This is a genomic window from Cellulomonas massiliensis JC225 (assembly GCF_000312005.1).
Classification (GTDB): Bacteria; Actinomycetota; Actinomycetes; order Actinomycetales; family Cellulomonadaceae; genus Cellulomonas; species Cellulomonas massiliensis.
In genome coordinates, this window is the sequence record NZ_HE978588.1 from 39,673 (window position 1) to 51,702 (window position 12,030).

At 75.5% G+C, this 12,030-nt stretch carries 12 protein-coding genes and 1 tRNA gene; 5 read left to right on the forward strand and 8 right to left on the reverse strand.

Translation table 11 applies throughout. From position 1 onward, the window contains the following. The 4 genes from HGCM_RS16190 to HGCM_RS00230 all read right to left on the reverse strand — a co-directional run. A partial coding sequence (locus HGCM_RS16190) for a Rho termination factor N-terminal domain-containing protein (RefSeq protein WP_040398896.1) occupies positions 1-307 on the reverse strand: 307 nt, incomplete at its 3' end. Positions 308-625: 318 nt separating this feature from the next. After that, positions 626-1,576 (reverse strand): homoserine kinase, encoded by a 951-nt coding sequence (thrB, locus tag HGCM_RS00220; RefSeq protein ID WP_019134888.1) that lies wholly within the window; start codon positions 1,574-1,576, stop codon positions 626-628. Positions 1,577-1,581: 5 nt separating this feature from the next. Continuing rightward, positions 1,582-2,673, reverse strand: coding sequence for a threonine synthase (gene thrC / locus HGCM_RS00225; RefSeq protein WP_019134889.1), 1,092 nt, complete (start codon positions 2,671-2,673; stop codon positions 1,582-1,584). Beyond that, complete coding sequence (locus HGCM_RS00230) at positions 2,673-3,971, reverse strand: homoserine dehydrogenase (RefSeq protein WP_019134890.1); 1,299 nt, start codon at positions 3,969-3,971, stop codon at positions 2,673-2,675. The genes thrC and HGCM_RS00230 overlap by 1 nt, the downstream gene beginning before the upstream one ends. Before the next feature lie 189 nt (positions 3,972-4,160). Here HGCM_RS00230 and HGCM_RS00235 point away from each other — a divergent pair, with 189 nt between their 5' ends. Beyond that, positions 4,161-4,835: a biliverdin-producing heme oxygenase gene (locus HGCM_RS00235; RefSeq protein ID WP_019134891.1), complete on the forward strand. Its 675-nt coding sequence runs from the start codon at positions 4,161-4,163 to the stop codon at positions 4,833-4,835. Positions 4,836-4,850: 15 nt separating this feature from the next. On the opposite strand, the gene lysA is transcribed toward HGCM_RS00235, so the two are convergent. Genes lysA through HGCM_RS00250 form a run of 3 tightly spaced genes read right to left on the reverse strand, consistent with a single transcriptional unit; the run spans position 4,851 to position 9,172 of the window. Further along, a complete protein-coding gene (gene lysA, locus HGCM_RS00240; protein WP_019134892.1) occupies positions 4,851-6,215 on the reverse strand; it encodes a diaminopimelate decarboxylase in 1,365 nt (454 codons plus the stop codon). Then, the gene (gene argS / locus HGCM_RS00245) at positions 6,212-7,891 is read right to left on the reverse strand and encodes an arginine--tRNA ligase (protein WP_026075143.1); all 1,680 of its coding nucleotides are present in this window, start codon (positions 7,889-7,891) and stop codon (positions 6,212-6,214) included. The genes lysA and argS overlap by 4 nt, the downstream gene beginning before the upstream one ends. A gap of 9 nt (positions 7,892-7,900) precedes the next feature. Continuing rightward, positions 7,901-9,172 carry an MFS transporter gene (locus HGCM_RS00250; RefSeq protein ID WP_019134894.1) on the reverse strand — a complete coding sequence of 424 codons (1,272 nt, stop codon included), beginning with the start codon at positions 9,170-9,172 and terminating at the stop codon, positions 7,901-7,903. Positions 9,173-9,298: 126 nt separating this feature from the next. On the opposite strand from HGCM_RS00250, the gene HGCM_RS00255 reads away from it, so the two are divergent. From HGCM_RS00255 to HGCM_RS00270, 4 genes are all read left to right on the forward strand, one after another. Next, the gene (locus HGCM_RS00255) at positions 9,299-9,952 is read left to right on the forward strand and encodes a FadR/GntR family transcriptional regulator (RefSeq protein WP_019134895.1); all 654 of its coding nucleotides are present in this window, start codon (positions 9,299-9,301) and stop codon (positions 9,950-9,952) included. Positions 9,953-10,000: 48 nt separating this feature from the next. Continuing rightward, positions 10,001-10,073 (forward strand) — tRNA-Arg (locus HGCM_RS00260). Between the two features lie 119 nt (positions 10,074-10,192). Further along, positions 10,193-11,098, forward strand: coding sequence for a hypothetical protein (locus tag HGCM_RS00265; protein ID WP_161604954.1), 906 nt, complete (start codon positions 10,193-10,195; stop codon positions 11,096-11,098). A gap of 48 nt (positions 11,099-11,146) precedes the next feature. Continuing rightward, a complete protein-coding gene (locus HGCM_RS00270; protein WP_019134897.1) occupies positions 11,147-11,617 on the forward strand; it encodes a hypothetical protein in 471 nt (156 codons plus the stop codon). Between the two features lie 8 nt (positions 11,618-11,625). On the opposite strand, the gene HGCM_RS00275 is transcribed toward HGCM_RS00270, so the two are convergent. After that, positions 11,626-12,030: hypothetical protein (locus HGCM_RS00275; RefSeq protein ID WP_026075144.1), on the reverse strand; the 405-nt coding region annotated here is incomplete at its 5' end.

A 12,030-nucleotide genomic window follows, 5' to 3' on the forward strand; every position in this document is an offset into this window, starting at 1 on the left:
CGTCCGCGCGGGCCCGCGCGGCGGGCGGGACGTCGGTCTGCGGGGCGTCGCCCGCGGGACGGGTCGCGCGGCGTCGCGCCGGCGCCTCCGCGTCCGCGACCGCGACGGCCTGCGCCGGGCGCTCCTCGAGCGTGCGCGGGCGCGAACCACCCCGGGCGGCGGTGATCGCCTGCACCAGGTCGCCCTTGCGCATCTTCGACGTGCCCTTGACGCCGAGCTCCCCGGCGAGCGCCTGCAGCTCCGGGAGGCGCAGCGCAGAGATCGAGCCGGACCCGCCGCGTGCGGCGGTGTCGATGGTGTCTGTCACGAAGGACCCTTCCCCCTCGTCGATGGCCGGCCCGTCGAGCGGGCTGCGGCCTCGCCTCGTCGCTGATTGCGAGGCGGTCGTGGAGCCTCACGCGGGTACGACGACGTCGATGACGTCACGTCGCGTGGGCTGAGCTCGTTCCCGGGTCGTCGTCTCGCTGCGGACCCGGCCGGTGGACGGCGCGGAACCCGGAAGAAGTTTGTCCGGGGAACGGGCCGATCGTACCACCGCGACGGGGCCCGACCGCCGTTTCCGGTGGTCCGCGCCCCGTGGGCCGGCGGCCGGGCGGAATTCACCCGACCCGCCCCCGCGGGGTCGTCAGCCGGTGGTGGTCCGGACGCCGTCGTGGTCGACCGCGAGCGGGAGCACGCGCCAGCCGCCCATGACGCCCCCGAACACCTCGGCCACCGCCTCGTCGGCGTCCGTCCGGGCGCCGGTCGCGTCACCCGGCGCGCCGGGCAGCCGCCGGGCGAGCGCGAGGACCGTCGGGCCGGCGCCGGAGACGACCGCGGCGACGCCCCGCGCCCGCAGGGCGTCGACCAGCGCGAGCGAGTCGCGCATGACGGGCCGCCGGTACTCCTGGTGCAGGCGGTCGACGGTCGCGTCGAGGAGGAGGTCGGGACGGCGTCCCAGCGCCTCGACGAGCAGCGCGGCGCGTCCGGCCTGCTGGGCGGCGTCCCGGTGCGGCACCGCCTGCGGGAGCACGCCCCGCGCGGCCTTCGTCGACAGGTGCGTCGCGGGGACGACCGCCACCGGTGCGAGGTCCGGGTGCACCGCGAGCGGGACGGCGCGCGCGTCGTCGCCGTCCGTCCACGCGACGGTGGCCCCGCCGAGGACCGCCGGCGCGGCGTTGTCGGGGTGGCCCTCCATCGCGGTCGCCAGGCGCAGGAGCGTGGCGTCGTCGAGCGCCTCAGGCTCCGCGATGAGCCCGCGCGCGGCAGCGAGGCCCGCGACGACGGCGGCCGCCGACGACCCGAGCCCACGGCCGTGCGGGATGCGGTTGCGGCACACCAGGTGCACGCCGGTCTGCGGCGCGCCCACGTGGTCCAGGCCGACGCGCAGCGCCTGGACGACGAGGTGCTGCTCGTCGTCGGGGACCGCGCCCTCCCCCTCGCCGGTGACCTCCACGACCACCTGCGCCGAGCCGAGCGCGCGGACCTCGAGCTCGTCGTGCAGCGCCAGCGCGAGCCCGAGCGCGTCGAAGCCCGGCCCGAGGTTGGCGCTCGTGGCGGGGACGCGCACCCGCACGCGGTCCGACCGGAGCCGCATCGCGGTCAGTCCAGGCCGAGCGCGGTCGCGATGGAGACGACGTCCGCCGAGACGCGCACCGGGACGACGTCGCCGCCGTCCGGGCCGCGCAGCGCCCACTGCGGGTCCTTGAGGCCGTGACCCGTGACCGTGACGACGATCCGCGCGCCGGCGGGGACCCGCCCCTGCTCGGCGAGCAGGAGCAGGCCCGCGACGCCCGACGCCGACGCCGGCTCGACGAACACGCCCACCTCGGCCGAGAGCACGCGGTGCGCGGCGAGGATCTGCTCGTCCGTGACCGCCTCGATGAGGCCGCCCGACACGTCGCGGGCCTCCTCCGCCTGCGTCCACGACGCCGGGTTGCCGATGCGGATGGCCGTCGCGATCGTCTCGGGCTCGTCGATCGGGTGGCCCGCCACGATCGGCGCGGCGCCGGCCGCCTGGAAGCCCCACATCGCCGGGGTGCGCGTCGCGACGGCGGTGTGCGCGGCGCCCGCGTCGAGGCCCGCGTACTCGCGGTAGCCCTTCCAGTAGGCCGTGATGTTGCCGGCGTTGCCGACCGGCAGCACGTGCACGTCGGGGGCGTCGCCCAGCGCGTCGACGATCTCGAACGCGGCGGTCTTCTGGCCCTCGATGCGGTCGGGGTTGACGGAGTTCACCAGCTCCACCGGGTACGCCTCCGCGAGCTTGCGGGCGGCGACGAGGCAGTCGTCGAAGTTGCCGTCGACCTGCAGCAGGCGCGCGCCGTGCGCGATCGCCTGGCTGAGCTTGCCCATCGCGATCTTGCCGTCCGGGACGAGCACCGCGCACACCATGCCCGCGCGGGTCGCGTAGGCCGCCGCCGACGCCGACGTGTTGCCGGTCGACGCGCACACGACGGCCTGCGCGCCGTTCGCCGCGGCCGCCGAGATCGCCGTCGTCATGCCGCGGTCCTTGAACGACCCGGTCGGGTTCATGCCCTCGACCTTGACGTAGACCTCGGCGCCGGTGCGCTCGGACAGGACGGGCGCCGGCACGAGCGGCGTGCCGCCCTCCCCCAGGGTCACGACGTGGGTGCGGACGTGCTCGGGCAGACGGTCGGCGTACTCGGCGATCACGCCGCGCCACTGGTGGGCCATCAGGATCCTTCGACTCGCAGGACGGACACGACGTCCTTGACGACGTCGAGCTCGGAGACCGCCGCGACGGTCGCCCGGAGCGCACCCTCGGTCGCGACGTGCGTGGTGATGAGCAGGTGCGCGGTGCTGGCCGGGTCGTCCACCGTCGAGACCTGGCGCACCGCCTCGATGGACACGGCGTGGCGGGCGAGGGTCGTCGCGACCTGCGCGAGCACGCCGGGGCGGTCCACGACCTCGAGACGGATCTGGAACCGGGTGACCGCGGCCTCGGGCGCCAGGACGGGCAGGTCCGCGTACGACGACTCCACCGGCCCGCGCCCGCCGAGCACCCGGTGCCGCGCGGCGGAGACGACGTCGCCGAGCACGGCCGAGGCCGTGGGCGCCCCGCCCGCGCCGCGGCCGTAGAACATGAGCTGGCCGGCGGCCTCCGCCTCGACGAACACGGCGTTGTACGCGCCCCGCACGCCGGCGAGCGGGTGGTCGGCGGGGACGAGCGCGGGGTGCACCCGCACCTGCACGCCCGGCGAGCCGTCGTTGTCGTTGCGCTCGGCGATCGCGAGCAGCTTGACGACGTGCCCGGTGCTCTCGGCCCAGCGCACGTCGTCGGCCGTGACGCCCGTGATGCCCTCGCGGGCGACGTCGTCGATCGAGACGCGGGTGTGGAACGCCAGGCTCGCGAGGATCGCGGCCTTCGCGGCGGCGTCGTAGCCCTCGACGTCGGCCGTCGGGTCCGCCTCGGCGTAGCCGAGCGCCTGCGCCTCCTTGACCGCCTGCTCGAGGTCGAGCCCCTCGGACGCCATCTTGTCGAGCACGTAGTTCGTCGTGCCGTTGACGATGCCGAGGACGCGCTGCACGTGGTCGCCCGCGAGCGACTCGCGCACCGGCCGGACGATGGGGATCGCGCCGGCGACGGCCGCCTCGAAGTACACGTCCACGCCGCGCTCGTCGGCCGCGGCGTAGATGCTCGGGCCGTCCGCGGCCAGGAGCGCCTTGTTCGCGGTGACGACGCTGGCGCCGTGCTCGATCGCCCGCAGCAGCAGGCCACGGGCGGGCTCGATGCCGCCCATCACCTCGACCACGACGTCGGCGCGCGTGACGAGCTCCTCGGCGTCCGTCGTCAGCAGGGACGCGTCGACGCCCTCGCGCGGCGCGTCGAGGCGGCGCACGGCCACCCCGACGAGATCGAGCCGGGCCCCGACGCGCTGGCGCAGCTCGTCGGCCTGCTCCGTGAGGAGGCGGGCGACCTGCGTCCCGACCACCCCGCAGCCGAGCAGGGCGACACGCAACGAGTCGGGCACGGGACACCTCCGGGGCTGGGGGCTGACGGGGCCAGGATAGGGGCGCCGGGGCGCAGGCCCCGCGGCTGTCCACGCGGGCGGCGGGCGGACCCCGCAGCAGGATCCGACAGCACGATCTGACAGCACGATCTGACAGACTGTCACGACCGCGTCCGGGCTCGGGCGCGGTCGCCGCCCGGCTGGAGACCCATGAGCGCCCCCGCGACCGAGACCACCGCGACCGCCGGGCAGGCGGTTCCCCTCTCGGCCGCGCTGCGCGACGGCACGCGCAGCGAGCACGACGCCGCGGAGCGGTCGCCGTTCGTCGAGGCGCTCGTCGCCGGGCGCCTGGCCCTCGCCGGGTACGCCGACCTGGCGGCGCAGCAGCACGCCGTCTACGTCGCGCTGGAGGCCGCCGGCGCGCGGCTGCGCGACCGGGGCGCGGACGGGGACCTCGTCTTCGACGAGCTCGTGCGGGTGCCCGCGATCGAGGCGGACCTCGAGCACCTCCTGGGCGGCGCCTGGCGGGAGCGCACGCGGGTGCTGCCCGCGACGCAGGCGTACGCCGCCCGCCTCCGGGAGGTCGACGACCTGCCTCGCTACGCCGCGCACGCCTACACCCGGTACCTCGGCGACCTGTCGGGCGGGCAGGTGCTCAAGCGCCTCGTCGAGCGCGGGTACGGGCTGACGGGCGCCGGCGCGTCCTTCTACAACTTCCCGCAGATCCACCGGCTCAAGCCGTTCAAGGACGTCTACCGCGAGCGCCTCGACGCGCTCCCTCTCGACGACGGCGAGCGCGGCGCGGTCGTCGAGGAGGCCCGCCTCGCGTTCCGCCTCAACCGCGCGATGTTCGCCGACCTCGCCGCGGAGCACGTCGCCGCGTAGCGGCCGGCCGGGCGCTCAGGCGTCGGCGTCGAGGGCCAGCAGGTCGTCGACCGTCTCGCGCCGGACGAGCACGCGCGAGGCGCCGTCGGTGACGGCCACGACCGGCGGCCGCGTCAGCAGGTTGTAGTTCGAGGCCATCGAGCGGCCGTAGGCGCCGGTCGCGGCGACCGCGAGCAGGTCGCCCTCGCGCACGTCGGCGGGCAGCAGCACCTCGTGCACGACGATGTCACCGCTCTCGCAGTGCTTGCCGACGACGCGCGCCAGCACGGGCTCGGCCTCGGACAGCCGGCCGACGACCTCCGCGTGGTACTGCGCGCCGTACAGCGCGGGCCGGATGTTGTCGCTCATGCCGCCGTCCACGGAGACGTACGTGCGCACCCGGCCGTCCGAGAGCTGCACGGGCTTGACCGTGCCGACGCGGTAGAGCGTGAGCCCGGCCGGCCCCACGATCGCGCGGCCCGGCTCGATCGAGAACCGCGGCAGCGGCGTGCTGAGGTCCACCGAGGCGTCCGCGAGCGCGACGCTGATGTCCTTGGCGACCCGCGCGGGGTCGAGCGCGACCTCGCCCGGGAGGTACGCGATCCCGTACCCGCCGCCGATGTCCACCTCCTCGACCAGGACGCCCGTGCGCGCGGCCAGGTGGGCGCGCAGGTCGAGGACGGCGCGGGCGGCGACGGCGAACCCCGAGGCGTCCAGGATCTGCGAGCCGATGTGGGAGTGGATGCCGAGCAGGTGCAGCTCGGGTCGCGCGAGCACCGCGAGCAGCGCCGTCGTCGCGGGGCTGTCCTCGCCCTCGCGGCCGTGGACCGACAGGCCGAACTTCTGGTCCTCGTGCGCCGTGGAGATGTACTCGTGCCCGCCGGCGTGCACGCCCGTCGTCACGCGCACCATCACCGGGGCGACGACGCCGCGGGCGGCCGCGGCGGCCGCGACGCGGTCGACCTCGGCGAGGGAGTCGACGATGATGCGGCCGACGCCGGCCTCGAGCGCCGCCGCGATCTCGTCGTCGGACTTGTTGTTGCCGTGCAGCCCGAGGTGCGCGCCGGGCACGCCGGCCCGCAGCGCGACGGCCAGCTCCCCGCCGCTCGCCGTGTCGACGCGCAGGCCCTCCTCGTGCACCCAGCGCGCGACGGCCACCGACAGGAACGCCTTGCCCGCGTAGTACACGTCGACGCCGGCGCCGACCTCGGCGAACGCGGTCTCGAACGCCCGGCGGTAGGCCCGGGCGCGCGTGCGCACGTCGGCCTCGTCCAGGACGTACGCGGGCGTGCCGTGCTCGGCCGCCAGCCGCGAGACCGGCACCCCGGCGACGACGGCCTCGCCGGACGCGTCGCGCGTGACGCCGGTCGACCAGGGCTCGCCCGGGATGCTCGTCGTCACATCCGCTCCGGCGCGCTCACGCCGAGCAGCCCGAGGCCGTTGGCGATCACCTGACGCGTCGCGTCGTTGAGCCACAGGCGCGTGCGGTGCACGTCCGTGACCTCCTCGTCGCCGAACGGCGTGACCCGGCGCTGGTCGTACCACTTGTGGTACGACCCGGCGAGGTCCTCGAGGTAGCGCGCGACGCGGTGCGGCTCGCGCAGCTCGGCCGCCTGGGCGACGACGCGCGGCAGCTCGGCGATCTTGCCGAGCAGCACCGTCTCCGTCTCGTGGTCGAGCAGGCCGGCGTCGAAGCCGTCCTCCTTGCGGACGCCCGCCGCCGCGGCGTTGCGGCCGACGTTGACCGTCCGGGCGTGCGCGTACTGGACGTAGTAGACCGGGTTGTCGTTCGAGGCCTTGACGAGCAGGTCCAGGTCGAGGTCGATCGGCGACTCCGCCGAGGACCGGGTCAGCGCGTAGCGCGCCGCGTCGACGCCGATCGCCTCGACGAGGTCGTCGATCGTCACGATCGTCCCGGCGCGCTTCGACATCCGGAACGGCTTGCCGTCCTTGACGAGGTTGACGAGCTGCCCGATGACGATCTCGAGGTGCACGTCGGGGTCGTCGCCGAACGCCGCCGCGATCGCCCGCATGCGGCCGATGTAGCCGTGGTGGTCGGCGCCCAGCAGCATGACGACCTTGTCGAACCCGCGCTCGCGCTTGTCGACGTAGTAGGCGATGTCGCCCGCGATGTAGGCGGCCTCGCCGTCGGCCTTGATGACGACGCGGTCCTTGTCGTCGCCGAACGTCGTCGAGCGCAGCCACGTCGCGCCGTCCTGCTCGTAGACGTGCCCGTTCGCGCGCATCCGCGCGATCGCGCGCTCGACCGCGCCCGACTCGTGCAGCGAGTCCTCGTGGAAGTACAGGTCGAAGTGCACCCCGAAGTCCTCGAGCGACTGCTCGACCTCGGCGAGCATCAGCGTGACGCCGCGCGCGCGGAACGCCTCGACGGCCTCGGCCTCGGGCAGCTCGCGCGGGTCGGCGTCGCCCGCCGCGAGCGCGTCCGCGACGACGGCCTGCGCGATCTCGGCCACGTACGAGCCGCCGTACCCGTTCTCGGGCGTCGGGCGACCCGTCGCCGCGGCGAGCAGGGACTCGGCGAACCGGTCGATCTGGGCGCCGTGGTCGTTGACGTAGTACTCGCGGGCCACGTCCGCGCCGGCCGCCTGCAGCACGCGCGCCATCGCGTCGCCGACCGCCGCCCACCGCACGCCGCCGATGTGCAGCGGACCGGTCGGGTTCGCGGAGACGAACTCGAGGTTGACCCGCTCCCCCGCCTGCGCGTCCCCGCGGCCGTAGGCCTCGCCCGCCTCGACGACCGAGCGGGCGAGCTCGCCCGCCGCGGCCGCGTCGAGCCGGATGTTGAGGAACCCGGGACCGGCCACCTCGACGGTGGCGACGCCGGGCGTGGCGGCGAGGCGACGCGCGAGCTCCTCGGCGAACGCGCGGGGGTTCGTGCCGGCCTTCTTGGCCAGCTGCAGCGCCACGTTCGTCGCCCAGTCGCCGTGCTCGCGCTGCCGCGGACGCTCCAGGTGCACCGTCGCCGGGACCTGGTCGGCGGCGAGGGCGAACGTGCCGTCGTCGACGGCCTGGACGAGAGCGGCGCGCAGGGCGTCGGCGAGCTGGCTGGGGGTCACGAGCACAGGCTAGGCGACCGGATCGGCCGCCTGCGAACCTGCTTCCGGGGCCGGACGCGCGCCGATCACGCCCGGACGGCACGCGCGCCAGGCCGCGGCGACGAGCACGACGAGCGTCGCGAGCAGGAGCCAGAGCGCGAGGTCCCAGGACCCCGTCCGCTCGACGACGAGGCCGACGCCGATCGGCCCCAGGCCCGCGAGCGCGTACCCGACGCCCTGCACCATGCCCGAGAGCGTGACGGCGACGGACGCGTCCGCCGAGCGCAGCCCGATGAGGGCGAGGAAGAGCGGGAACGAGCCGGGCCCGATGCCGAGCAGCACCATCCACACCGGCAGGCCGGCGTCCGGCGACAGGATGAGGCCGAGGTAGCCGCCCGCCCACACGACGCAGAACCCGAACACGACCCAGAACGGGTTGCGCACGCGCTGCGCGAGCACCGGCAGGACGAACGACGCGGGCAGGCCGAGGATCGCGAACAGCGCGAGCCAGCGGCCGCCCACGTCGGCCGGGTAGCCGTCCGCCACGAGCAGCTCCGGGAGCCAGGCGAACGTCGCGTACGTCCCGAGCGCGTTCATGCCGAACATCACCGCGAGCGCCCACGCGTGCGGGGACCGCCACACGAGGCGCGGGTCGACGGGCCGCGCGCCCAGCACGTCGGGGGCGTCCGACGCGGGGGCGCGGCGCAGCAGGTTCCGCAGGCGCGCGCGGGCGTGCGCCGAGCGGACGATGACGACGAGCCACGGCACGACCGCGACCACCCCGAGCACCGCCCACACCCCGACGGCGACGCGCCACCCCGCGGACTGCGCCAGCGGGACGGCGACGAGCGGGGGCAGGGCCGTGCTGATCGGCAGCGCGACGGAGTAGGCGGCCGTCACGGCGCCGATCCGGTCCGGGAAGTACCGCTTGACGAGCGGCGGCAGGAGCACGTTGCCCATGCCGAGGCCCGCGAGCGCGGCGACCGACCAGCCGAGGAACGCCGGCGCCGAGCCGGCGGTCGCCCGCAGGGCCTCCCCGGTCGCGGAGACGGCCATCGCGACGACGATCGCGGGCTCGAGCCCGATGCGCCGGGCGAGCGGCGTGGCGAGGGAGCCGAACAGCGCGAAGGACGCGACGGGGATCGTCCCCAGCAGCCCGACCTGCGCGGCCGAGAGCGCGACGTCCTCGCGCACGAGGCCGAGGATCGGCGACACCGAGGCCACCGCGATGCGCAGGTTGAGGGCGGCGAGCACGATCCCGAGGAGGACGACGAGACGTCCTCGCCAGGGCTGGAGCTGCACCCCACGATCCTCGCAGGTCGTGGGACGACTGCGCGCCGACACCCGATCCGGGGGCTTCCCACCACCCCCGCCCTGAGGTTGACTGCACCCCATGCCCGACCCGATCCGACACTCCACGCTGTCCGGATGAGCCGTCGCACCGGACTGATCGACGCCGCCGTCGAGAAGCTCACCGCCCGGATCTCGGCGGGCGAGTGGCCCGTCGGGTCCCGCATCCCGCCCGAGCCCGCGCTCTCCGACCTGCTCGGCGTCGGCCGCAACACGGTCCGCGAGGCCGTGCAGTCGCTCGTCCACGCGGGGCTGCTGGAGCGCCGCCAGGGCTCGGGCACGTACGTGCTGTCGACGTCCGAGGGCGCCGTCACGATGGGCCGCCACATCGCCGACGCGCGCCGGCGGGACGTCGTCGAGGTGCGCCGCGCGCTCGAGATCGAGGCCGCCCGGCTGGCCGCGCGCCGCCGGTCCGCGACCGACGCCTCGGCGCTCGTCGACCTGCGCGAGCGCCGCGAGGAGGCGTACCGCTCGGGCGTCGTCGACGACATGGTGGACTCGGACCTCGCGCTGCACCGGGCGATCGTCCGGACGGCCGGCAACCCCGTGCTGACGTCGCTGTACGACAACCTCATCGAGGCCATCGGCGAGAACATCCGGTTCAACTTCGTCACCGACACGCACGCCGCCGACGCCCACGACGGGCTGGTGCAGGCGATCGTCGCCGGGGACGAGGCCAGGGCCGTCGAGGAGACCTCGCACTACCTGAGCGCGCTGGTCGCCGACCTCTGAACGGCTGGTAGTCTCGCCGGTGCGCGTTCGGCCCCGGGCCGGGCGCATGCGCCCGTAGCTCAGTGGATAGAGCGTCTGCCTCCGGAGCAGAAGGTCGTAGGTTCGAATCCTATCGGGCGCACGTCACAGGCCGTCCCGCGTCGCGCGGGGCGGCCTTCGCCGTTCGGGGCACACGATCGCTCGCCTGCGGCCCACCGCCAACCGTTGCCAGAGGACGCGGGCCGGGTGTGTGCTGGGAGGGTGTCCAGCCAGAGGCGGCCGGTCACCACGGTGGACCCCGCGGTGGGATCCCTCGCGCGCCTGACGACCCTGAGGCGCACCGCCGGGATCGCGCTCGTCGCCGTGACCGTCGCGGCGGTGGTCGTCGTGCTCATCGTGGCCCTGGTCGGCTACGGGCCCGACACCCTGGCGTTCGAGATCGGCAAGGCGGCGGTCGGCGTCGTCGCCGTGGGCGTCGTCGGCGGGCTGGTCGGGTACGCGTTCTTCGTCGGCCAGCAGACGCTGCTCGAGGAGGTCGCCCAGCAGCGCGACCGCGAGCGCCGCCATGACGAGCGCGCCGACAAGAAGCTCGAGGAGCAACGGGAGGCCTGGCGTCGCCAGGTGGAGGACCTCAAGGACGAGCACGCCCGCGAGGACGTCGTGCTGCGGTCGGTCCTCGACGAGACCATCGCGACCTACAACGCCGTCAAGCGCGAGCGCCGGCTCATCCGAGCCGCAGGGACCGACGAGATCTCCGAGCACCGCTACCGGCGGTTCGCCGAGCGGATCGTGGAGCTCCAGCTCGACTTCGAGCGGTTGCGGCGCACCGCCCCGCTCGTCCCTGACGCCCGGCTGCGGCGCGGCCGCGAGACGTGGCGGGACGACGGCGGGACGAGCACGCCCGGCTCGCTCGCCTCGACCTTCAGGACGATGGAGGACTATCTGCACGACCTCGTGCGGGAGTTCGAGCGCTCGACCCCCGACGCCGGCGTGTACCACGTCGAACCGCTCCGGTCGCTGCAGTCGTTCCGCGACGACGCCACGACAGGCTCCTTCCGGGTGCTGGCGGACGCCGTCGCCTCGGTCGTCGGCGTGCTCGTCGCGGCGCTCCGGCAGCCGCTCGCCCTGCCCGACCCGGTCCCCGACAGGCTCGACGCCGCGTCGTGACTCCCGCTGGGGCACTCCTCGTCCTCCTGCGTCGGGGACGATGGAGGGGTGGACCCCCTGATCTCGGCCGGGCACGGCCTCCGGACCGGTCTCGTCCTCCGCGTCGGGGAGGAGGCGGTCGAGGTGTCCGGTCGCGCGGGCAGCCGCGCCGTCGCCTTCGCGCCGATGTTCCCGAGGCCACGCGTCGAGCGCGTCGCCCCCGGCCACCTCGTCGCGGTCGTGACCGCTCCGGACGGGCGGGAGGCCGTCGTCTGGCGGTGGTTCGACGCCGTCGTGCTCGGCAGCGAGGACGACGGGTCCGTGCGGCTCTGGGAGCCCGGCCACGGTGAGGTCGTGGCACGGCCACGGCCGTCGTACCGCCCGCAGCGGCCCGGCTCGCGCGCGTGGCTCTCCGCGGGGCTGCCCGGCGCCGACTGGTGGGTCGCCACGGCGACGCGCGACGAGGGTCCGGTCGAGCTCGACGAGGTGCGCGCGCTCTACGGCGACGACTGGTCGGCCGTCTTCGAGCCCGCTGGCTGACCGAGACGTCAGCCGGCGGCTGCGGTGAGCAGGCGATGGGTCGCGCTGCCCTCGGGCACGTCCAGCCGGCTGAGGGCGTCGCCCGCGCGGAGCGTCGCCGAGACGACCGCCGTGTACCGCGGGTGCGGCTGCAGCTCGACCGCGTCGAGCCCGGCCAGGGGGACGAGGAGCCGCGAGGCGGACAGCTCCGGCGCCCGGCCGCGCACGAGCCATGCGTGGCGGCCGAAGGCCTCGACGGCGACGTCGTCCCCGGCGAGCACGCCGCCGTGGACGGTCATCGGCGACACGACGTGCAGCAGGCGCTGGAGCGCGCCGGCGGCGCCGGTGGCCCGCGGCGCGACGACGGTCCGCCCGTGCCATGCCCACGCCACCAGCCCGGGGAGCTCCCGCTCGACGGCGCGGTAGTCGCCGAC